This is a genomic window from Paenibacillus sp. RS8, assembly GCF_041956825.1.
GTDB lineage: Bacteria > Bacillota > Bacilli > Paenibacillales > Paenibacillaceae > Paenibacillus_AQ.
On record NZ_CP168131.1, the window covers coordinates 6494611 to 6515973 of the forward strand.

A 21363-nucleotide genomic window follows, 5' to 3' on the forward strand; every position below is an offset into this window, starting at 1 on the left:
GATCCCTGTCTCACAAACGGGGGTCAGTCCCTACCTTGGATTGAGGGCTTTTTAATTTCATAGCGCCTACTCTTTCTCTGAGTCCTTATTAGCCTTCAGATCATCTTCTGAAGCTGCCTCCTTGATCTCTTTTGCCGCAGGAATGATTTGCTCTCTGTTCAGCTCCTTATTTCGTTGACGCATCCTCTCGGTCTGCTGCTCCCGACGCTCGCGAATATTTTTGCGGGAAACTAGAACGACAGCTAGGATAATGGCTACTCCAATTAGTATCGGTAACGCTCCTGCAAGGATAACGACAATCCACTGAAACATAACAGATAGTGCATTCAAGCTTCCTTTTAGAGCATCTGAAGCACGTTCCAGTAACGGTCCTTGCTCTTCCTTCTCTTTGACAGCAATGCTTTCATCCGTCTGATACACTCTCAGTTCTACTGTAGAGAATGATACATTCTGATTAATATATCTCATTCTACCTTTAATCTGCTCAATGGTTTCCTGAATCGAACCAAGCTCGTTCGCGAAGGCGACCAGATCCGTGGATTTCGTTGCTTTTTTCATAAACTCTGTATATTGTGCTTCCATTAACTGCTTGGCCTTCAAACGCGACTCCAGATCAACATACTCTTCAGAGACATCTTGTCCTTGAATGCTGCGCTGTAGAGATTCGTGTTTTACTTGTTCTAATTTATTCAGAAAAGGGGAGAATCCGGAGGCAGGCACCTTAAGGATAAACGTCCCACCTTGCTCGTACTGCGACATATTTTCATTAAACTCAATAATATATCCATTTGCCATGGTTACTAAATTACGTATTTCAGTCTGTGCTTTTCCATAGTCTTCTACTTCCATGTTAAGATTGGCTTTATAGATCAGCTTCTTGTTCAAGCCCGCTACTACATCACTACCAGTAAATCCTGCACTTGCTTGAACTGTATTGTCTGGTGTGGATCCCTTTACAGCCAAGTTCTCGCCGCCACCTGTTTCTGTCTCAGGAGCTGCCGCGGTACTCTGGTCCGCAGATGAGGCCATCGAGCTTTGCGTTTGTACCTCTGCTGCTGCATTGTTACTCATACTACCATTTTCTTTTGCCGAACTATCTGCCGCTGAATTCCTATCCGCTGAGCCACATCCCGCCAAGACCACCGCAAGAATTAATAAACATAAGTAATGCAGACCCCATTTGCGCATTCTCATTCCTCCAAAAATGTAATAGATACCGCTTGCACGGATCATAATATCGTTACGGAATGTCTTGTTCTAAGCAGATCTCTTCCGTCCCTCTATACTATGACGTTCCAAAACTTGGAAGGTTGCACTTAAAAATGGAACGAAAAACAGTTTCTTTTGAGTTATGCTCTCTAAACAGAACAAAAGCCGCATTTCTGCGACTCTTATAGTTTAAAGCTATTATATTTCGTGCCAAAATCAACCTGGGTTAGAAGCACTTTGTTTAATGACATACACGCCATCTGGTAGCGATCCGCTTAATAATCTCGCCGTGTAAATATCAACATCATAACTATTAGTACTTACAAGAACTGAAGAACCCTGAACATTAACATAATTCTTCTCTGTGATTACACCAAATGAGTTATTCATAATAGGTGTGTATTCCATCCAAGCATAGTTGTACGGATTCACTGATGCAGTTGTCGTGTTACTGCCACCATAAGTAATGGACCATGATGAGCCACCTGTAATACCAGCACTTACAGCTGTTTGTTTTGCGGTTACACCAAAGCTTGTATTCGCAATATAGCCTTGAGATACTGAATAGCTAATGTTTAACAATGAATTTACAGAAGCACTGTTATATACAGGCTGAGAGATTCTTCTAGTCAAACCACTTCTAGTAACATAGGAGACATAACCATTTTGTTGATAGGAGTAGATCGTAGTTTGGTAAGCATCTCTAGGTGCAATAGCAGGGGCACTTGCAAAGGAAGAATCCGTTTTGAACAGAGGTACACTTGCCAACAGCCCCTCGTTAGCAGCCTCTACAGCTTGTCCTTGCGCAAGAATGTCATTGTACTCTTCTACTGAAATTTCTGACAATCCCATATCTGAGGCTTTATAGACTTTTATGATATCTGATTCACTATTTTGAGGAGCTTCGTCATTATGTAAACCTTCTGCACCTGCATAAAACGGTAAGCACAAAATGAACATTAGGGCAAAAGGGAATAATAAGAACTTTTTCAATATCTTTATCCTCCAATATTTCAGATTAGGATCGGCCGTTCTCCACTGAAAATATTAACAGAATATTTTTGTAATAATATAGATATTTAGGATTATTTTCTATTTTTAGACTTGTAAGCAAGAGATGTCTTTTGTGTTTTTTTATATTTATTTGTATAAGTTTGTCGTACTTCCGTTATTGATTAACCCATTTGCTTACATACGTTTTATTTGATACAATTACCACGTCTAATCAAACAGAAAATACCAAATACCCTCTATTCATAATGAATGAGGGCGCGGCATGGTTCTGTTCGGACAAGCTCCACCTTGCTGAACAGAGCAGTTCATTTCATGATGCTGTCTATCACACCAAGGGGAGGTGAACCCTCATGGCAAAAGACGTAATTTGCGAAGTTAACTCCTGCACCCACTGGGCAGAAGAGAACAAATGCAGTGCTGATTCTATCTTTGTAGCTTTCCACAGCTCCCAAGAACCTACACGTGCAGAAGAGACAGATTGTAAAACTTTCGAAAGCAAATAAGGTGATGATTTGAAGGGACCCTCCACGGTTCCTTCTTTTCTTTTCTCATTCTATCAAGAATGAGAATTATTATCAAGTGGCTGAAATAAAAAGCCAGGGAGAAGTTCCCCGGCAAAAATTTATTGCTTTCCTCTTTCGCTATTAGGAGGCAGTAACTCCTGCCTTTTCTCTTGCAATAGCGGCTGCTCTTACCATGTTACGCAGTGCATCCTCTGTCTCCTGCCAGCCGCGTGTCTTAAGACCGCAATCCGGATTAATCCAGAACTGTTCTGGGTCCAGCACCCGCAAAGCACGATCAATATTAGCTGTCATTTCTTCTACAGCAGGAACCCGTGGACTATGGATGTCATACACACCAAGACCGATTCCTTTATCATATTCCTGCTCCTCAAAGCTGACGATCAGTTCCCCATGGCTACGGGAAGTCTCAATAGAGATGACGTCCGCATCCATTGCTGAAATGGAATCAATCATGTCATTGAATTCGCTATAGCACATATGAGTATGAATTTGCGTTGTAGCCTTCACATGATTTGTCGCGATACGGAACGACTTCACCGCCCAATTTAAGTATCCCTCACGATCTTCAGCTTTCAAAGGAAGTCCTTCACGGATAGCAGGTTCATCTACTTGAATCATCTCTATGCCTGCATCCTCCAAAGCTTTCACTTCATGGCGGAGTGCTAAGGCAATTTGATTGGCTACTTCTTCCCGACTAAGATCATCACGTACGAAAGACCAATTGAGAATCGTGACCGGACCTGTCAACATGCCTTTAACAGGAAGGGAAGTTAAAGACTGAGCATAGACACTTTCTTTAACAGTCATTGGCTCAATAAAAGCTATATCCGCATAAATAACCGGTGGCTTAACGCAGCGGGATCCGTAGGATTGAACCCAGCCATTACTGGTAAATAAGTACCCGTCCAGCTTCTCCCCGAAAAACTCCACCATATCGGTTCTTTCGAACTCACCGTGCACGAGTACATCCAGACCCAGCTTTTCTTGGAAGGTGATTGCATCTGCAATCTGCTCACGAACGAACCCGTCATACCGCTCCTGATTCCATACACCTTTACGCCATTTCAACCTTGCCTGGCGCACTTCTACGGTCTGTGGAAAGCTTCCGATCGTTGTCGTTGGCAGAAGTGGTAGCTGCCATTTCTCCTGTTGCACCTTAAGGCGCTCTGCAAAAGGCAGACTGCGTTGGTCTGGTAAATCTGCAAGTCCGAGAACTTGCTCTGCTACATCCTTACGGCCGCGTTCGGGAAGTGCACGGAAGGCTGCAAGAGCTTCGCGGCTGACTGTCAGCGCAGCAGTAGCTTCTCCAGTACCCTCTAAGGCTGCAGCAAGCAGGCCAAGCTCTTTAAGCTTCTCATCAGCAAAAGCTAATGCAGCCTTGACGGTTGCCTTCAGCTTCACCTCACCCTGAACAGTAACCGGAACATGCAGCAAACTGCAAGAAGGTTGTAGAATAAGACGATCAAGTGGTACATGTACACTCAGCTTCTCGATTAGCTGTAGCTTAGCATCCAGATCCGAGCGCCAGATGTTGCGTCCGTCAATAATACCCGCTCCCAGCCACTTATCCTCAGGCCAGCCAAGGCGCTCAATCGATGCCAGATTCGTTCCGCCATCATGGACAAAATCAAGACCTAAACCTTGTACCGGAAGCTTGAACAATGCCTCCAATGGTTCAGCAGCTTCAAAGTAAGTCTGCAGAATAATATTTAATCCAGGCACGGATTCAGCAATTTCTGTGTAAATCGAGTTAAGTAATGGTAGTTCTGATTCATTTATTCCTGTAACAATCGCTGGTTCATCGATTTGTACCCAGCTTACTCCTTCTTGCTTCAGTTCCTGCAATAGCTGAACGTAAACCGGAAGAAACCGAGCGGCAATCTTCGCAATATCCGCAGATGCAAAACCTTTTGACAGCTTAAGGAAGGTATAAAGGCCTAAAACCACAGGTTTCCCCTCAATTCCCGCTTGGGACTTGGCGAAACGGTATGCTTCCAGTGGTTTATTCTCCGTCAGGCGCGGCGTTTGTGCACCGATCTCTGGAACGATATAGTGATAGTTCGTGTTGAACCATTTCGTCATCTCGCAGGCGGTAGCCTCAGCGTTCCCTCTAGCCATCGCAAAATAAAGATCAAGCCCAATGTCGCCACCATCATACGCATAACGCGGAGGTACGATCCCGAACATTACAGCCGTATCCAACACATGATCATAGAATGTAAAATCATTTACCGGAATTAACTCAATGCCTGCCTCCTGCTGAGTCTTCAAATGCTGAAGTTGAATACCTGCCATTTCAGTACGGAACTCTTCCTCATTTATTTTACCTGCCCAGAAGGCTTCCAACGTTTTCTTCCACTCGCGGTTTTTTCCGATTCTTGGATAGCCAAGATTACTTACTTTTACTTTGTTCGTCACTTTGCAGCTCCCCTTCTCCATCTTCTTATTTTGGCTTGAAACCATAACATCCCTATTAAAAAGAGCGCCCTTCCCTAAAAAAGTCAAAGGGAAAGACGCCCATAATATACCTATGGTTCACGTCTAACACCTTCCTATCCTCCGTAGGTGAAGCAGTGCTGTTGAAACAGGCAGGTCTCCTGGCTAGCGGTGTCAGCATCCTTAGCAGTCTTCCCAGCAGTAGTAAATTGCCAGTGACGTATGTTGCTATGGACTCTTCCGTTACAGTGGCGGGACCGCATCGGCTTCAAACCGAATTTCCCTATTAAGCCTACCGAATTACTAATTCCCGGCAAGCACCTGTCTCCGATATTATCAAGCTAAAACGCCTTCGGCGTCCTTTTATGGACGGTAAGCGTTTATGCGAGAATTATAAGGGTAAAGTGAAACTTTTACTTTATCCATATAATTAATAAACTGAGTGTCTTAATCTGATGTCATCATACGTGAAAGCCCCCGTCATCTGCAATAGATGACGGGGGCTTCTGTTATATCGATTCCTTATAACGGATTTAGAAAAACACGAAATATACTACAGCGGCAAGTATTATCCGGTATATAGCAAATGGTAAAAGCTTAATCCGATTGATCAATTTCAGGAAGAATCGCATCGATAACAGCGCAAATACAAAAGCACTGATAAAGCCTGCAATGAAGAACGGCAGGGCATCGATGGTGAAATATTGCCAATTCTTCATTAGTGAGAGGAGACTGGCCCCTGCCATGATTGGAACAGCCATAATAAATGTGAAATCAGCAGCAGCACGATGACTCATACCAAGAAGGACACCACCGGAAATCGTAGACCCGGAACGTGAAAATCCTGGCCATAACGAGAAGCATTGGACAAGACCAACACCTAGTGCCTGCTTATATGTAATCTGATCGACACTCTCTGTTTGGATCTTCTTGGGTCCAAATAGATCCGCAATAATCATTAATACCGCACCAACTACTAGACCGATTAACACGGTGGATGTAGAGAATAAATGCTCATCAATATAATCATTAAACAGAACGCCCAGCACACCTGCCGGAACTAAACCTACAAGCACCTGTGTAAGTTTAAGATGTCCACCCTTTTCGAGCGGTGGTTGTTCTTCAGTTACAGGGTCCAACTGTTTACGACTGAAACGCTTTAAGCCCAACAGTTCAATGAACCTATTTCTAAAAATAACAACAACTGCTAAGATTGACCCCAGTTGTATAACCACTTTGAAAGTATTGGCTGTATATTGCCCAAATAACTCTGTCGATTTTAACCACATATCATCAACAATAATCATATGACCTGTGGAGGATACCGGAGCAAACTCGGTCAATCCTTCAACAATCCCCAAAATAATAGCTTTAATAATCGATAATAGCTCCATTTGTTCTCCTCCTTTTAATCATAACTTTTATCTATAAGTCCTTCTTCGTTCAACCTTCGGTGTTCATTTTCCGACTACGCTTGCGGAAGTACAAATACCCCAAAACTGCTAATCCCCCAGCAATAAGTACGTACACTACGTTGGAGTACATATCCATATACATGGCAATGTCTTCCCAGTTCTCACCCAATGCTGCGCCAATAAGCACAAGCAGTAGATTCCATCCCAATGTACCAATCGTTGTGAAGATCATAAACACGCCAAATTTCATACCGGACATCCCTGCCGGTATCGAAATCAAACTACGCACTAGTGGAACCATCCGACAAAATAATACGGTCCAATAGCCATATTTATCAAACCAAGCGTCAGCCTTGTGAATGTCTTTTTTGCTGATTCGGAGTAGACCGCCCCAGCGTTCAACGATCTTTTCCAACCGATTTACATCCAGCAAACGACCGATATAATATAGAATCACTGCACCCAGCAAAGAACCAAGCGTAGCAGCAATAATTACACCAGGGATGGTTAAATTCGTTGTGGTTGTCATGAATCCGCCAAAAGGAAGGATCACTTCGGAAGGAATCGGTGGAAAAATATTTTCAAAAGCGAGCATCAGGAAAATACCGAAATAACCAAACTGCTCCATAAACTCTGTAATCCATGCTTGCATTTCGTAACCCCCATTATTCAAATCAAGTTCTTCTTCAAGTTGCGTAAATAACGGCTGCGAATAAAAAAGAAGTAAAGTCCCTGGACAGCCAAATAGCCCATCAATACAGCCCCTGTCTCCACAGCAATTGATAAGTAGAACAACCGCTGAAGCGCAATAAAGGCAAACACACTATGCAAAATAGCAACCCCAACTGGCACAAAAAACAACAACGACAATTGAATCGTTACAATTCGGTTTAGCTCTTGATCTGTAAGTCCCATTTTGGACAATGTAGAATATTGATGACGATCATGATCTAGATCTGTGTATAGCCGGAAGTAAAGGAAGCTGCCTGCTGCAATGAAAAAGACAGTACCCACCAGTAAAGAAGCAAATAGCATCGTGTTATACAGTGTTCTCTGTATTTCAAACAGCGTGCCGCTAACCACAATCGCGTATGGAGAGTTACTTTCATAGGATCGTTTGCCTTTATGGGCAAGATCCGCCGCTATACCAACCGTTCGCGGGAAGTCATCCATATAAAATCCTGTATACAAATCAGTCTGTACGGGATCAATAGCCTTGTATAGCTCATCGCTGATCACAACTCCGCTGAAGTCTCCTCCATCCCTTCCATCAAGCTCCGGCAACAGATATTCGGCTATCGGAACATGCTGGGTATACCCCGTTTCACGAATGGAAAGACCTTGCTTCAGGGTGTAGACCTGCTTCGCTCTACCCGCTGTCAGACTCCGATCTCGTTGCGAACCGATCATCACCAGTCCTTCATCTCCACTAAGAGGGCGCTCATCTGTCGTAAACCCTGCACGAAGCAGAGCAAGCTTATAATCACTGTAAGCAATCAAGGGAAGCCTTAACGTGCGATCAGGCCCAGTCTGAGATTCCACCTCTGCGTATTTGATAGGAATACTAAGTGTCTCATAAGGTAAGGCGAGCGTTGTAAGCTCATCTTTAATTTCTTCCAAATGCTGTTCAAAAAGTACCGGTGTCTGATCGCCTTTGGCTACATAACCAACAGCTGCCGGATAATCCAATTTCAGCTCTCTGGAAAGCGTATGGATCGATGCGAATACCCCTACTGAAGTAAAAGATACTGCGGACACAATTGTCACCATAAAAAACATTCGGGCATTCTCTTTCCAGCGGTAGGACAAACCCGATAATGTAATCATATTGGTATGGTTCCAATACAAGCGCCGAATCGTCTTAAGCAATTTAACAACATAAATACTAAGCTGCGTATAAAAGAGATAAGTTCCTGCCACCGTAATCACAACTACGGGAAACATCACCTTTTCAACCGAAGCCGCTTTTGCAGTAGCAGCCAAATAATAACCCAGTAGCAGTAATACAGCAGAGATCATAGATAACACGAGGGATACCTTTGGTTCCTCATCTGCTTTTCGCTCTCCCTGAAACAGCCGCATTAGCGATTCATTCCCTATAAAGGCGAAGGTGCTCAGTGAGATTAACATAAATAACAGTGCAAAGCTGCATATCGTAAGTACTAGTGCCTGCCAAGGAAGATGAAACGTTAAAAGAGGTATCCCTAGAAAAGTAGATCCGATCATCAAAAACAACTTACCCAGAATCAACCCTAGTAAAGTACCTGTTAGGATGGCTGAGGTGCCGATCATCATATTTTCCAAAAACACCATCGTGTTTAGCTGTTTCTTCGTCATTCCATGCATCAATAAAATCCCAAATTCCATCTTACGTGACTGTAGAAACGATCCGACCGATACGAGAACAAACAAGGAGCAAAACACATAAATAATGGCTTCCGCCGCCATCATTGTATGAGCCGCCGTACTATAAACCAAACTCTTAGAAATATCCGGATGATAGATAAACAAAGCGCACACAAAAAAGATCATCACTGAAAAAGCGCTGACGACAAAATAAGCCGCATATTTACGCTTGTTACGTGTAACATTTCTATAAGCGAATTGCCGAAAGGTCATGGCTAGTTCCCCCAAGCAGAGACAACATATCAATAATACTTTGGAAGAAAGCGCCTCTACTGCTTCCCCTGTACATTTCACTATAGAAACGTCCGTCTTTAATAAAGATGACTCGGTTACAAAAGCTCGCGGCCACTGCGTCATGTGTGACCATCAGCACGGTTGCCCCTTCTTCCTTATTCACCTCTGTCAGCATATTCATGACTTCGCCTGAAGCTTTGGAATCCAAATTCCCTGTAGGCTCATCTGCTAAAATCAGTGCAGGACGATGAATCATCGCCCGGGCGATGGCGGTCCGCTGCATTTGTCCACCTGAAATCTCGTAGGTTCTTTTTTGCAGCAAATGCTCAATGTCCAGCATGCTTGCTACTTCTTTCAGCCTGCTCTCCATTTCCGTTACACGGACACCAGCAAGCGTGAGAGGCAGTACAATGTTCTCCTCTACAGTGAGCGTATCCAGCAGATTGAAATGCTGAAAGACGAAACCAAGCTCATGGCGCCGAAAGAGTGCCTTTTCTTGTCTGTTAAGCAGATTGGGATCTCGGCCGTTGATCAGAATCTGACCGGAGGTCGGCTGGTCGATGGTGGCGATCGTGTTGAGCAGTGTTGTTTTCCCACTCCCCGAAGGTCCCATTACGCCAACGAACTCCCCTTTTTCAACAGAAAAGCGGATATGATTCAATGCCTGAGTGGACACTTTACCCTCATATATTTTTGATAAATTATGAACATCTAGAATGGGCAAGTGTTACCTCTCCTTCTTTCGACTGGATTGCCTTCATTATACAAAGTGTATACACAGGCTGCCATTTCTCTAACTTACAATGACCTTACATATTTGTAAGGTAGGACTCCCTAAACACTATCCGCACGGTCGTGCCCTTACCTTCTTCTGAGCAAATGCTCACCTCGTGACCAAGCTTTCCGCAGATCTGTTTCACAAGATATAGACCCATCCCCGTGGATTCTTGAAAGGTTCGTCCATTTACACCTGTAAAATAAGGATCAAACACACGCGGCAGATCACCTGCCGGTATGCCAACCCCTTCATCTCGTATCTCCAGTACTGCTCTCTTTTCCTCTTGTATGTACCCATGGAAATAAACATGTTTGCCGACTTCCGTCGTATAACGTATCGCATTTGTAATGATCTGTGTCAGCACAAAACTTAACCATTTCTCATCTGAGGTTACGGTGATTCGCTCTTCTATTTTAATAGTAGGAAATATACGGTTACGTATGAACAGACGTTTCTGCTCTGAGGTTACACCACGTACTAGGGTTTCCAAATCCAAACGTTCCACATAAAAGTCATGCTCAAAAGTATCTAGCCGAGCCGTATAAAGTACGGTATCCAGTCCTTTTTTCAGACGATCCAGTTCATCACCTATTGCTGTAAAAGGCGGTCCGTCCTTATCTTGGATCATCAAATGGATGACAGACAAGGGTGTCTTCATCCCATGCACCCACTGATTAATAAAATGAATATGTTCTTCCAGCTTGTGGCGGTAGCTGTGTAAATCATTTTTGTAGAGGCGGAATTGTGATCCTAGTAGTCCTCGTAAACTCACGGCAAGCGGAGAATCCTGAGTAGGGCCGCCGGCTTCATCTAGAGAGGAGGGAACTGTCTCCAGCCGTTCATAGAATGTACGATTGCTGATATACCGATAAGCGAGGTAGCCAAGCAGCAGACAAGTGCTGAGAAGAGCTGCGTACAGACTTACGCTCACACCACTGCCTCCATCCAGCCGATAGACTAGTGTGATCAAGATGAGCTGCGCTAGGTAGACTATAATTAATGGGATCTGCTCCCGCAAAAATAGCTTCATTCCTCATCCCCCCAGTTCGAAATCAAGCGGTAGCCTTGGCCTCGAACGGTTTGTAGGCCGTCCGTAATCTCTAGAGCGGCAAGCTTTTTACGTACACGAGTGACATAGACATTAAGTGTATTCTCATCTACGAAAGCTTGATCATCCCAGATTTTCTCGAGCAGTCTGTCGCGGGTAACGATGGTTCCCGACTTTTGCATTAGCTCATCTAGTATTTTGGCTTCGGTGTGGCTTAAGTCCACCTTGACTTCTCCTCGAGTAAGAATTAGTCGCTCCACATCCAGCGTCATTCCGGCAACGGTTAGGGCACGATCATTGTTGCTTCCCGCGTAAGTGCCGTAGGCGCGTCGTAGCTGGCTTTTGATTTTGGCCATCGCAATTTCATAATCAAAAGGCTTTGTGATATAATCGTCCGCTCCGTTCTCCAGCGCCATCACCTGATCCATTTTGCCGTCACGGGCAGATATAAAAAGGATAGGACAAGTGGAAATCCCGCGAATCTGACGGCACCAGTAATACCCATCGTATTTTGGCAAATTAACATCTAATAGAACCAGGTGCGGAGCGAACGCTTCAAACTGAGTGCGAACCCATTCGAAATCATTCACCGCCTGTGTCTCATATCCAAATTTATGTAAATAATCCTGTAGCAGAGCCACCAGTCCACGGTCATCTTCTATAATAAATATTTTGAACATATCATGCCTCCGGTCACAGCCTTAACAATATAGGGGTTTGCCAAATAATATATACATCGTGGAGAGGGTTAGTCAAATCGTTAGGGGATTGTGCGACAAATCGTCATGCGTAAAGCGAGGCAGACTTCATGCGTAACGGGAGGCAGATCGTCATGCGTAACGCAAGGCTGGTATTTAATGGTTATGACTTAAACTATCCCAAGTCCAATCTCTAAAAAAAGACCCGTGAATGAACATAATCATTCACGGGTCTCACTATATAGTTAGTTGCAGATACAGTAGCAGTGGGCATCGCAAAGTCGATAATAAAAACATCAAACGGCGATATCACATCGAACATAAGTAACCAATGGTTTATTGAAGGAAACTGAACCGGAACGTTAAGGGTGTTAGGTTAGCTCGATTTGGAGGCTGGATTTGCTCATATCCTGCAAATCTAGGGGATTTATACACCTCTTTCTCCCCATTCGGGCCAATTCGCACTAATCTAGGGGATTTATACACCTCTTTCGCCCCATTTGGGCCAAGTCGCACTAATCTGGGGGATTTATACTCCTCTTTTGCCCCATATGAGCTAATTCGCATAAATCTAGGGGATTTATACTCCTCTTTCACCCCATTCGGGCCAAGTCAGACGAATCTAGGGGATTTATGCACCTCTTTTGCTCCATTCGGGCCAATTCAGACGAATCTAGGGGATTTATACTCCTCTTTCGCCCCATTTGGGCCAATTCAGACGAATCTAGGGGATTTATGCACCTCTTTTGCCCCATTTGGGCCAAGTCGCACGAATCTAGGGGATTTATACTCCTCTTTCGCCCCTTTTGGGCCAAGTCGCACTAATCTAGGGCATCATTCTCCCCATCACCCTCGCCCAAACCTATCTGCCATCCAGCAGATTACCAAGTCCCCCAAGTACGCTGCCTTCTTCTTTGCGTCCACTGTTACCGGCTGCGGACAGAATGCGGTCAGCCATACGGCTGAATGGCAGTGACTGCACCCACACCTTGCCGGGTCCGCGCAGTGTGGCGAAGAACAGGCCCTCTCCGCCGAATAGCGCTGTTTTGACACCTTTAACAAACTCAATATTATAATCCACGGAAGACGTCATAGCGACAAGACAACCTGTGTCCAGCTTGAGCGTCTCTCCCGGCTGTAGTGTGCGTTCCATAACGTAGCCGCCAGAGTGTACGAATGCAAGACCGTCGCCCTCCAGCTTTTGCATAATAAAGCCTTCTCCACCAAAAAAGCCTGTGCCCAGCTTGCGCTGAAATTCAATACCGATCGAGACACCCTTCGCCGCACAGAGGAATGAATCCTTTTGACAGATCACTTTTCCAGCGTATTGCTGAAGATCGAGCGGGATGATTTTTCCTGGATATGGAGCAGCAAAGGTGACACTTTTTCGTCCATAAGAACCGCTATGTGTGAATACGGTCATGAACAAGCTTTCCCCTGTCAACAGACGCTTGCCCGCACCCATCAGCTTACCCATCAGTCCGCTTCCGCGCGTCCCCCCACTACCATCACCAAAAATCGTCTCCATCGTAATTTCCTGATCCATCATCATGAAGCTTCCAGCTTCGGCAACTACACTCTCTCCGGGGTCAAGCTGTACCTCCACACACTGAATTTCCTCGCCCATAATGACATAATCAATCTCGTGAGCACTCATCCCGCAGTTCCTCCTTATTATTAAAGTCACGATGTGACTCTTCGAATGAAAATTAATACGTGCGTTGTGATTCACGGTTTCGCCAATCATGACTACCCATGTTATTCGCCTATACCCAGCAAAAAAGTCAACCAAAATTCTGGCTGACCTAAATCGTAGTATCCCCGAAAAATACAGTTTATACCAGCCGCCATCACGCATAAATTGTTTCTTTAACAGGCATATAAAAGAGTAATCACGCCAAAACGGCTACATCCAACATGATGAATACAGTACCTACTTTAACTCCCACATCCACTGATCAGCAGCGACAAAATATCAGCTCATCCACTCGCGCCGCCACTTCGCAGATTAATCCCCCATATGCATGATGATTCAGACATATTCATTACGCTGTTTTTCTTATTAATATCCAAGTTTTAACCATTACCAATTCAAGAGTATCTTTTTCAAGTCTTGATAATATGTTACAATACTTTTTATACTTAAACGTTTATTTAGTAGTCTAATTCTAATGATAAAGGTGAAAAGAATGAAACCACAATCGGAATATGCAATTCTGCTATACTATAAATTTGTAAAAGTGCCGGATGCAGAACAATTCGCTCAGGAGCATTTGGCTTACTGCAAAGAGCTTGACGTAAAAGGACGAATTCTCATCTCAGATGAGGGCATCAACGGGACACTGTCCGGAACGATTGCCCAAACCGAGCAATACATGAAGGATTTGCGCGCAAATCCGCTGTTTAGCGATATCGTCTTCAAGATCGATGAGGCTGATGGTCATGCCTTCAAAAAGATCTTCGTTCGTTATAAAAAGGAACTCGTGACGTTCCGGGTCGAGGATGAACTGGACCCTAACGTGATCACCGGAGAGCATCTGGCGCCTAAAGATTTCTATGAAATGATGCAGCGCGATGATGTGGTAATTCTGGATGGTCGTACCGGCTACGAATTCGATCTTGGTCATTTCCGCGGTTCGATTCGCCCTGAAGTAGACAGCTTCAAAGAATTCCCAGACTGGATTCGCGAGAATATGAGCGAGCTAAAAGATAAACCAATCCTGACCTACTGTACCGGCGGAATCCGCTGCGAGAAATTAAGCGGGTTTATGATGAAGGAAGGCTTCCAGCAGGTGTACCAGCTGGATGGCGGCATAGTAACTTATGGTAAAGACCCTGAGGTACAGGGCCAACTGTTTGATGGAAAATGTTATGTCTTCGATGAGCGGATCTCCGTACAGATTAATCATACCGACGAGGATATCGTTGTTGGTCGTTGCCATCACTGCGGTCAGCCAGCTGACCAATTCATCAACTGCGCCAACGATGCTTGCCATCTACAGCATATTTGCTGTGAGGACTGTGAAACACAGCATAGTGGTCATTGCTCGGACGAATGCGAAGCTATCACGAATGCTGTGGGCTGAAATAAAAGGGGCAAGCTGGTCGCAAATGTCTCTACACGATTCAAAGATGAGCACATAAGAGTCTTAAATTAACTAAAAGGTGGCGTACAGGATTTTCACTGTACGCCACCTTTTGTTATGAGCGAAACGTCCGAGCAATGCCTGAGAGCTGCAACCCCTTTAAATTACGTCACTTATCCAACAAAAAAAGTCAACCAGAAATTCTGGCTGACCTTAAGCGTAGTATATCCCCGAAAAAAGCTGTTTATACCAACCTTCTTCACATTACTGTTCCATCATGCGGCTTGCGCATCGTAGACTGAATCTTTGGCGCCTTCACTAACTTTGGTTTGCCTAAAGAGGTTGTAAAAGTGATCACATAGCCAGCTACGACTACCGCCATCACGGTATACATTGTTTCCTTAACAGGCATATAAAAGAGTGATAATGCCAGAACGATGACATCCAACATGATGAATACTGTACCTACTTTAATTCCCTTCCATTCACTGATCAGCAGCGACAAAATATCGTCTCCACCACTTGCGCCGCCGCTTCGCAGAATAATTCCCGCGCCTAAACCTGTCAGTACGCCAGACAAAAGGGCTGCTAATGCCAAATTGCCCTGCAAGTTAATGACCAAATCGGAATAACGTTCCATGAGTCCGTAAAAGATTGTAAAAGCTCCTACAGAAACAAAGGTGTTGCACACGAACGCTTTCCCTTTGAACATCCATGCAATCAAGAGTACTGGAACGTCTAGAAGCAGAGTTGAAATTGAAGGTGATATTCCTAATACGTATTTGCCGAGCAGCGATAATCCTACGAATCCGCCCTCAGACAAATGGTTCTGAAAATTGATGTGATAATAAGCAAATGCAAGCAAAAATGTTCCAAACAAAATGACTGTCAACCGGAGCAGTACATTCACTCCGTGATTGTGGTTCCTCATACAGGTCTCCCCTTATCGTATATGGCGGCTAAACGTCCCACCAACCTCTACGACGGGTAAAACCGGAGGTGTTGCTCCTTCGCATATATATACTCCTTCCCCTCGCAGAGGCGGTTCGTCGAGTAACAACGGTTCACGCACATTCTACAGGGAAGCTAAGTATAAGACAGATCATAACGTTTCCAAATCGTCCTTTGGGGAATCGTCCTTCGGGGACACATGGTATCCTGATCCTTTCTCTAATTTAATAAGTTCTGAATACATTATACCACGGAGATCCCCCACTCTAAACACTTTGCTATAAAAAAGCAGGAGTCACTCTACACTCCGTAGCAATCGATTGATTGTTTCTCGCCTCACACCGATCAATTGTCCTATTTCTTCCTGTGTCAATAACTCTGTTAGCATTGCGCCATGTGAGTAGTCATTGAACCATCGGGTAAGCAATTCCAGGCGCTCTGCAGGGGTACCTACGGTAAGGTGATCCAGGCGTGTCTGCATAAAACGTACCTTCTCTTGGAGCAGCCTGGCGATTTCCATCGCTTGACCCGGATCTTCACTCAACTGTTGATACCATGCCGCTGAAGGGACTGCCTCCACCTCGCTCTTCATCATCGCAACTGCTGTTCCATGCGCCTCCTTTGGCGAAATGAGTGAATGATGGGGAACCATCTCTCCGGGATACAAGATGTTGAACAGCACCATGTTCCCATTTTCATGAAGTCTTGTTACCTTGAACAGCCCACTTTTCACCTTGTATAAGAATTCGCAGCTGTCCCCTTGACGGAACAAGACTTCCCCCTTATGCAGTATCATCTCGCTCGCTCCTTTGCCCTCTTGTTATATATATTTTCAATTATACAAAAATAAACCCCATGTAAGGAGATTATTCTTGCATGGGTTAAGGGAAATACGTGGTCAAGTTAAGAAACGCCTTCAGCGTCCTCTCAGGGAAGATAATCGTTTCTGCGAAAAATAGAGGGGTAGTTTTTAGAGTAAACATACAAATTCTTATATTCAAAAAAACTGCCGAGCACCAGAAGAAGCGTCCGGCACCCAGCAGTTCAAATTACTTATTTTATTATTTTGCCTCAAGAGGTTTCTTCCATAATCCGAGCATTAATCCGGAAATAACAGATCCGATCAGAACAGCCAACAGGAACAATAATGCGTGGCTCGAAAGTGCTGCTACAAAGATCCCGCCATGCGGTGCTGGAACGTTGATATTCCAAAACTGAGTGAGACCACCAGCTACGGCTGAACCCAGGATACAAGAGGTCAGAACACGCAATGGATCGGCAGCGGCGAATGGAATCGCCCCTTCTGTAATGAACGATAATCCCAATACATAGTTTGTTAACCCTGATTTACGTTCTGATTCTGTAAATTTATTCTTGAAGAAGGTAGTAGCAAGCGCTATTGCAAGTGGAGGCACCATACCGCCTGCCATTACAGCTGCCATCATGAATCCGTTAGTATTTCCACTGGTAGTGAATACCCCGATGGCAAAAGTGTAAGCCGCTTTATTGAAAGGACCTCCCATATCAATAGCCATCATTCCACCAAGAACGAGACCCAGAATTACTGCATTAACTGTTCCAAGATCGTTAAGCCAATTAATGAGCCCTACGTTCATCCAGCTAAAGATCGGATCGAACAGGTAATACATCAATCCACCGGTAATCAATAGACCAAATACCGGATATAACAGAATTGGCTTTAATCCGTCGAGCGTTTTTGGCAGACCTGCAAACACCTTGCGCAGACCGATAACAACATAACCAGCCAAGAAACCTGCAGCCAGACCGCCGAGGAATCCAGCATTGGAATTCAAGGCCATGTAACCGCCAACCATACCCGGCATCAGGGCTGGACGATCACCAATACTAATCGCAATAAATCCTGCAAGGACAGGAATTAGGAAATGGAAGGCACCATCGCCGCCGCCAATCGTCTGCAGTAACTGGAATAGTGGATGATCCTCTCCGCCGACTTGTTCAATCAGGAAGGAGATCGCCAGCAGAATACCACCACCGACTACAAACGGCAGCATGTGGGAGATACCGTTCATCAAGTCCTTATATATTTTACTGCCGATACTACCTGACTTCTCTTTTGATTCTCCCTCATTGCCACTGCGGCCTTCATTATGGTAGATCGGTGCATCGCCGTTCATTGCTTTGCGAATAAGTTCTTCCGATTTACGAATACCGTCACTAACCGGTCTCTGCAGCACAGGCTTACCATCGAAGCGAGCCATTTCCACCTGTTTATCCGCTGCGACAATTACACCACTTGCACGCCGAATTTCATCGGCTGTTAAGACGTTCTTGGCTCCCTCAGAACCATTCGTTTCTACACGGATATTAACTCCCATTTCCAGAGCCTTTTTCTTGAGCGCATCTTCAGCCATAAAGGTATGCGCAATTCCGGTAGGACAAGCTGTAACAGCTACGACGAATGCTTGGGAATCCGGGTTGCCGATAATTAGCTTTTCAGGTTCTGACTTCTTAACAGCTTCAGCAGCTTCGCTCTCTTTCTCCTTGGCTTCTCCTTCCGCCTGCTTCGCATCGAACAAGGCGGATACCTCAGCTGGCGTTCGGGTATTCAACAGCTGTTCAATGAATTCACTATCGATCAACAGTCTGGACAGCGAGGCCAATGTACGAAGATGCATGTTGCCCCCTCCTTCTGGGGCGGCAATCATAAAGAAAATCCGAGCCGGCTCATCATCAAGCGATTCGAATTCGACGCCTGTCGCACTCTTGGCAAACACAACTGTCGCTTCATTCACCGCTTTAGTCTTAGCATGTGGCATTGCGATACCGCCACCAATCCCAGTACTGGATTGCTCTTCACGCTTCAGAATCATCTCTTTAAATAGAACAGGATCATTGATACGACCACTTGCGGCAAGACTGGCAATCAATTCATCAATTGCCCCTTCTTTAGTGGTTGCTTTTAAATCCATAATCATTGTATCTTTTATCATTAAATCCGTAATTTTCATGTCTTCCAACTCCCTTGAGTACTTTGAATGCTGTTAGCTTACACTTCTGAGATGTCGATCAGCGGTCTAAGTTTCTCGATAAATTCTCTATTTGCCAGGTCATCTGAGAACGCCGTTGCACTTCCTGAGGCAACACCTGCTCGGAACGCCTCCATCAAATCTCCAGTCAAGGATAATGTACCTACGAATCCAGCGATCATGGAGTCCCCTGCGCCCACAGAATTCTTTACTGTTCCTTTTGGAGCATTGGCGTGGTATACCCCCTGATCCGTTATGAATAAGGCACCTTCACCCGCCATTGAAACCAACACATGCTTCGCGCCTGCTTCCAGCAGCTTACGTCCATAAGTAATGATTTCTTCCTTAGTCTGTATCGTAACGCCGAATAGCTCTGCAAGCTCATGATGATTGGGCTTAACGAGCAACGGCTGATGAGGGAGTGCCATTGTCAGCGCTGACCCTGTAGTATCAATTACAAATTCGGCCCTTCTCTGCTTGCATACAGATATCAACTTGTCATAGAAATCTGCGCCAAGCGATGGGGGAACACTCCCCGACAAGATCACAACATCAGCCTCGTTCAAAGCGGATAGCTTCTGCAACAGCGCATCAGCCTCCGTATCATTGATGACAGGCCCTGCACCGTTAATCTCTGTCTCTTCTCCATGCTTAAGTTTGATATTAATTCGGGTATCATCAGAAACAAATACGAAATCACTAGAAATTGATTCTTTCCGCAACCATTCCTCAATATATCGCCCGGTGAATCCACCAAGGAAGCCTATAGCCTTATTCTGAACCTCAAGCTGATTTAACACGCGGGACACGTTAATCCCTTTACCACCGGGAAGCTTCAAATCACGTTTCATCCGGTTCAAATCACCTAGTCTCAAATCTTCAACTTCCACGATGTAATCAATGGAAGGATTTAGCGTTACTGTATAGATCATTGTTATCCCTCAATTATTTTGGTTTTCTAAGCCATTAGATTACCGCTTGAACATGCGGCAAATGTAATTTCTCCAAACGATCTTACGATGATTCCTTACCACTCAAATTAAGGCAGTTTCTATCCATAAAAATATCATCTGTCTAGGGTCATACCAGAGAGACGTCAACGCCCATTTGCGTGAGCTCACGGATGAACTTGTCAGATGCACCAGAATCAATAATGCAGTGGTCCATTTCCATCACATCGGCAACCTTGCAGAAGGATACCTGACCCAGTTTGCTATGATCAGCGAGCAGAATCACTTGCTTCGCAACCGAGATCATTTTGCGCTTAGTCGCAGCCTCAAGCATATTTGGAGTCGTGATGCCTTCTCGTAGGTCCAATCCGTTAGTTGCAAGAAAGGTTTTATCCACTCGCACCATTTCTAAAGAACGTTCTGTCATCGGTCCTACAAAAGCCAGTGTATCGGGCCGCAGCATACCACCTGTAATCGAAACTTCTATATTCCGGCAATCCCTCAACTCATTGAGCGCCATGATTGAATTCGTAATCACCTTGATATTAGAAAAAGTCTTTAATTCTTTGGCAATCTGCAGCGTTGTTGTTCCAGCATCCAGCAGAATAGCATCGCCTTCCTCAATCATCTCTACAGCCTTGCGTGCAATCCTCTGCTTCTCATCCAACAAGCGATCTTCTTTATCTGGATAGGACGCCTCAAAGTTGACACTCTGCAGGGAAACTGCCCCGCCATGTGTTCGTTTCAACAACTTAGCTTCTTCAAGCTCTTTCAGGTCACGGCGTACAGTGGATTCGGATACACCCAGTTCCTGACTTAGCTCTTGTACCGAAGCTCTTGAATTCTTTTCCACAAAAAGCACGATTCTTTGTTTTCTCTCTTCCTCAAACAACATCGTGGTTCGCTCCTTTAAGTTACAGCGCCATCCCATCTATAAATTGCGCTTATCTTTGGAAATTCATGATCATTATTTGATTATTTATGACTGTTATTGATCGTTTGTGCTCGTTTATGATTTTAACAGCGTTTTCATCATCTGTAAAGCGCTTTAACATTAAAAATGACACTCTAACAAAATGTAATAAATGGATTGATCTCAGCTTATCTCCAAGGTTGGATAGCCCCCTCAGAAAATTAGATACCAGTCGCCTATCTCCTTAACGGTCTTTAAATCATATTAATATTACATATAGGGAAAAGCGGGTGATCAGAAATGGCCAACGGAAGAAATAACAAAAAAACGGGCAGTAGCAGCAATGCTAAAAGCAATGGAAATAACAATGGGAATGTAAATCAGGAAGAAACTGCAGAATTAAGCGCTGAAGATTATGAAATCATCGCTGCCGCACTGGCCACTTTAGGGGAATTTTTTGCTTTTTTATCTCTCGTCAAGGCAAGACAGGTTACAAAGGAAAGCGGAGGAGAGGTTATAGTGCCAGAAATATTCACTCTATCCACGAGAAAATCCTCTAGACGGAAATCAAGATGATCTACGAAGCCCCTAAGTGATTGAAATGATGATGTTATGGTTATAAATTGTGAACCTCTTACTTGGCGTAGCCTTAGTCAAATGGTCATCCTCCACGGATATGCCAAGAACTACCTA

At 44.5% G+C, this 21363-nt stretch carries 18 protein-coding genes and 1 riboswitch; of the genes, 3 read left to right on the plus strand and 15 right to left on the minus strand.

What is annotated here, in order from left to right; genetic code table 11:
* Window positions 1-66 precede the first annotated feature (66 nt).
* Both ACDZ28_RS30560 and ACDZ28_RS30565 read right to left on the minus strand, forming a co-directional pair.
* Entirely contained in the window at window positions 67-1188 is a 1122-nt protein-coding gene (locus ACDZ28_RS30560) for a DUF4349 domain-containing protein (RefSeq protein WP_076120657.1), read from the minus strand.
* A gap of 237 nt (window positions 1189-1425) precedes the next feature.
* On the minus strand, window positions 1426-2202 hold the full coding sequence (locus ACDZ28_RS30565) for a hypothetical protein (protein WP_339287489.1): 777 nt from the start codon (window positions 2200-2202) through the stop codon (window positions 1426-1428).
* Between the two features lie 371 nt (window positions 2203-2573).
* On the opposite strand from ACDZ28_RS30565, the gene ACDZ28_RS30570 reads away from it, so the two are divergent.
* The gene (locus ACDZ28_RS30570) at window positions 2574-2726 is read left to right on the plus strand and encodes a DUF1540 domain-containing protein (RefSeq protein ID WP_076120659.1); all 153 of its coding nucleotides are present in this window, start codon (window positions 2574-2576) and stop codon (window positions 2724-2726) included.
* A gap of 141 nt (window positions 2727-2867) precedes the next feature.
* Here ACDZ28_RS30570 and metE read toward each other — a convergent pair whose 3' ends face one another.
* The 8 genes from metE to ACDZ28_RS30610 form a co-directional block, all read right to left on the minus strand.
* Window positions 2868-5186 carry a 5-methyltetrahydropteroyltriglutamate--homocysteine S-methyltransferase gene (gene metE / locus ACDZ28_RS30575; RefSeq protein WP_375105439.1) on the minus strand — a complete coding sequence of 773 codons (2319 nt, stop codon included), beginning with the start codon at window positions 5184-5186 and terminating at the stop codon, window positions 2868-2870.
* 130 nt (window positions 5187-5316) lie between these two features.
* A riboswitch (cobalamin riboswitch) is annotated at window positions 5317-5523 on the minus strand.
* 193 nt (window positions 5524-5716) lie between these two features.
* Window positions 5717-6577: an undecaprenyl-diphosphate phosphatase gene (locus ACDZ28_RS30580; protein WP_076120660.1), complete on the minus strand. Its 861-nt coding sequence runs from the start codon at window positions 6575-6577 to the stop codon at window positions 5717-5719.
* 49 nt (window positions 6578-6626) lie between these two features.
* A complete protein-coding gene (locus ACDZ28_RS30585) occupies window positions 6627-7250 on the minus strand; it encodes a DedA family protein (protein ID WP_042129929.1) in 624 nt (207 codons plus the stop codon).
* 17 nt (window positions 7251-7267) lie between these two features.
* Entirely contained in the window at window positions 7268-9217 is a 1950-nt protein-coding gene (locus ACDZ28_RS30590; RefSeq protein ID WP_339287491.1) for an FtsX-like permease family protein, read from the minus strand.
* On the minus strand, window positions 9192-9962 hold the full coding sequence (locus ACDZ28_RS30595) for an ABC transporter ATP-binding protein (protein WP_375103534.1): 771 nt from the start codon (window positions 9960-9962) through the stop codon (window positions 9192-9194). The genes ACDZ28_RS30590 and ACDZ28_RS30595 overlap by 26 nt, the downstream gene beginning before the upstream one ends.
* Before the next feature lie 85 nt (window positions 9963-10047).
* Window positions 10048-11046 (minus strand): sensor histidine kinase, encoded by a 999-nt coding sequence (locus ACDZ28_RS30600; protein ID WP_042129934.1) that lies wholly within the window; start codon window positions 11044-11046, stop codon window positions 10048-10050.
* Window positions 11043-11744, minus strand: coding sequence for a response regulator transcription factor (locus ACDZ28_RS30605; protein ID WP_375103535.1), 702 nt, complete (start codon window positions 11742-11744; stop codon window positions 11043-11045). The genes ACDZ28_RS30600 and ACDZ28_RS30605 overlap by 4 nt, the downstream gene beginning before the upstream one ends.
* 880 nt (window positions 11745-12624) lie before the next feature.
* The gene (locus ACDZ28_RS30610) at window positions 12625-13419 is read right to left on the minus strand and encodes a TIGR00266 family protein (protein ID WP_375103536.1); all 795 of its coding nucleotides are present in this window, start codon (window positions 13417-13419) and stop codon (window positions 12625-12627) included.
* A gap of 532 nt (window positions 13420-13951) precedes the next feature.
* On the opposite strand from ACDZ28_RS30610, the gene ACDZ28_RS30615 reads away from it, so the two are divergent.
* A complete protein-coding gene (locus ACDZ28_RS30615; protein ID WP_076120668.1) occupies window positions 13952-14848 on the plus strand; it encodes a rhodanese-related sulfurtransferase in 897 nt (298 codons plus the stop codon).
* A 259-nt stretch (window positions 14849-15107) separates the two neighbouring features.
* Here ACDZ28_RS30615 and ACDZ28_RS30620 read toward each other — a convergent pair whose 3' ends face one another.
* The 5 genes from ACDZ28_RS30620 to ACDZ28_RS30640 all read right to left on the minus strand — a co-directional run bounded on the left by ACDZ28_RS30620 (window position 15108) and on the right by ACDZ28_RS30640 (window position 20688).
* Window positions 15108-15779 (minus strand): YitT family protein, encoded by a 672-nt coding sequence (locus ACDZ28_RS30620; RefSeq protein ID WP_339287495.1) that lies wholly within the window; start codon window positions 15777-15779, stop codon window positions 15108-15110.
* A 315-nt stretch (window positions 15780-16094) separates the two neighbouring features.
* Window positions 16095-16595, minus strand: coding sequence for a Crp/Fnr family transcriptional regulator (locus ACDZ28_RS30625; RefSeq protein ID WP_042129942.1), 501 nt, complete (start codon window positions 16593-16595; stop codon window positions 16095-16097).
* 265 nt (window positions 16596-16860) lie between these two features.
* Window positions 16861-18789, minus strand: coding sequence for a fructose-specific PTS transporter subunit EIIC (locus ACDZ28_RS30630; RefSeq protein WP_375103537.1), 1929 nt, complete (start codon window positions 18787-18789; stop codon window positions 16861-16863).
* Between the two features lie 38 nt (window positions 18790-18827).
* On the minus strand, window positions 18828-19739 hold the full coding sequence (pfkB, locus tag ACDZ28_RS30635; protein WP_042129946.1) for a 1-phosphofructokinase: 912 nt from the start codon (window positions 19737-19739) through the stop codon (window positions 18828-18830).
* A 148-nt stretch (window positions 19740-19887) separates the two neighbouring features.
* Complete coding sequence (locus ACDZ28_RS30640) at window positions 19888-20688, minus strand: DeoR/GlpR family DNA-binding transcription regulator (protein ID WP_156114843.1); 801 nt, start codon at window positions 20686-20688, stop codon at window positions 19888-19890.
* A gap of 282 nt (window positions 20689-20970) precedes the next feature.
* Between ACDZ28_RS30640 and ACDZ28_RS30645 the strand changes: the two genes are divergently transcribed.
* Window positions 20971-21246 carry a hypothetical protein gene (locus ACDZ28_RS30645; RefSeq protein WP_042129950.1) on the plus strand — a complete coding sequence of 92 codons (276 nt, stop codon included), beginning with the start codon at window positions 20971-20973 and terminating at the stop codon, window positions 21244-21246.
* Window positions 21247-21363 lie beyond the last annotated feature (117 nt).

Coding starts and splice junctions, on each gene's coding strand:
- ACDZ28_RS30560 (WP_076120657.1), bottom strand. CDS start 1,188: ATGCGCAAATGGGGTCTGCATTACTTATGTTTATTAATTCTTGCGGTG.
- ACDZ28_RS30570 (WP_076120659.1), top strand. CDS start 2,574: ATGGCAAAAGACGTAATTTGCGAAGTTAACTCCTGCACCCACTGGGCA.
- metE (WP_375105439.1), bottom strand. CDS start 5,186: ATGGAGAAGGGGAGCTGCAAAGTGACGAACAAAGTAAAAGTAAGTAAT.
- ACDZ28_RS30580 (WP_076120660.1), bottom strand. CDS start 6,577: ATGGAGCTATTATCGATTATTAAAGCTATTATTTTGGGGATTGTTGAA.
- ACDZ28_RS30585 (WP_042129929.1), bottom strand. CDS start 7,250: ATGCAAGCATGGATTACAGAGTTTATGGAGCAGTTTGGTTATTTCGGT.
- ACDZ28_RS30590 (WP_339287491.1), bottom strand. CDS start 9,217: ATGACCTTTCGGCAATTCGCTTATAGAAATGTTACACGTAACAAGCGT.
- ACDZ28_RS30600 (WP_042129934.1), bottom strand. CDS start 11,046: ATGAAGCTATTTTTGCGGGAGCAGATCCCATTAATTATAGTCTACCTA.
- ACDZ28_RS30605 (WP_375103535.1), bottom strand. CDS start 11,744: ATGTTCAAAATATTTATTATAGAAGATGACCGTGGACTGGTGGCTCTG.
- ACDZ28_RS30610 (WP_375103536.1), bottom strand. CDS start 13,419: ATGAGTGCTCACGAGATTGATTATGTCATTATGGGCGAGGAAATTCAG.
- ACDZ28_RS30615 (WP_076120668.1), top strand. CDS start 13,952: ATGAAACCACAATCGGAATATGCAATTCTGCTATACTATAAATTTGTA.
- ACDZ28_RS30620 (WP_339287495.1), bottom strand. CDS start 15,779: ATGAGGAACCACAATCACGGAGTGAATGTACTGCTCCGGTTGACAGTC.
- ACDZ28_RS30625 (WP_042129942.1), bottom strand. CDS start 16,595: ATGATACTGCATAAGGGGGAAGTCTTGTTCCGTCAAGGGGACAGCTGC.
- ACDZ28_RS30630 (WP_375103537.1), bottom strand. CDS start 18,789: ATGAAAATTACGGATTTAATGATAAAAGATACAATGATTATGGATTTA.
- pfkB (WP_042129946.1), bottom strand. CDS start 19,739: ATGATCTATACAGTAACGCTAAATCCTTCCATTGATTACATCGTGGAA.
- ACDZ28_RS30640 (WP_156114843.1), bottom strand. CDS start 20,688: ATGGGATGGCGCTGTAACTTAAAGGAGCGAACCACGATGTTGTTTGAG.
- ACDZ28_RS30645 (WP_042129950.1), top strand. CDS start 20,971: ATGGCCAACGGAAGAAATAACAAAAAAACGGGCAGTAGCAGCAATGCT.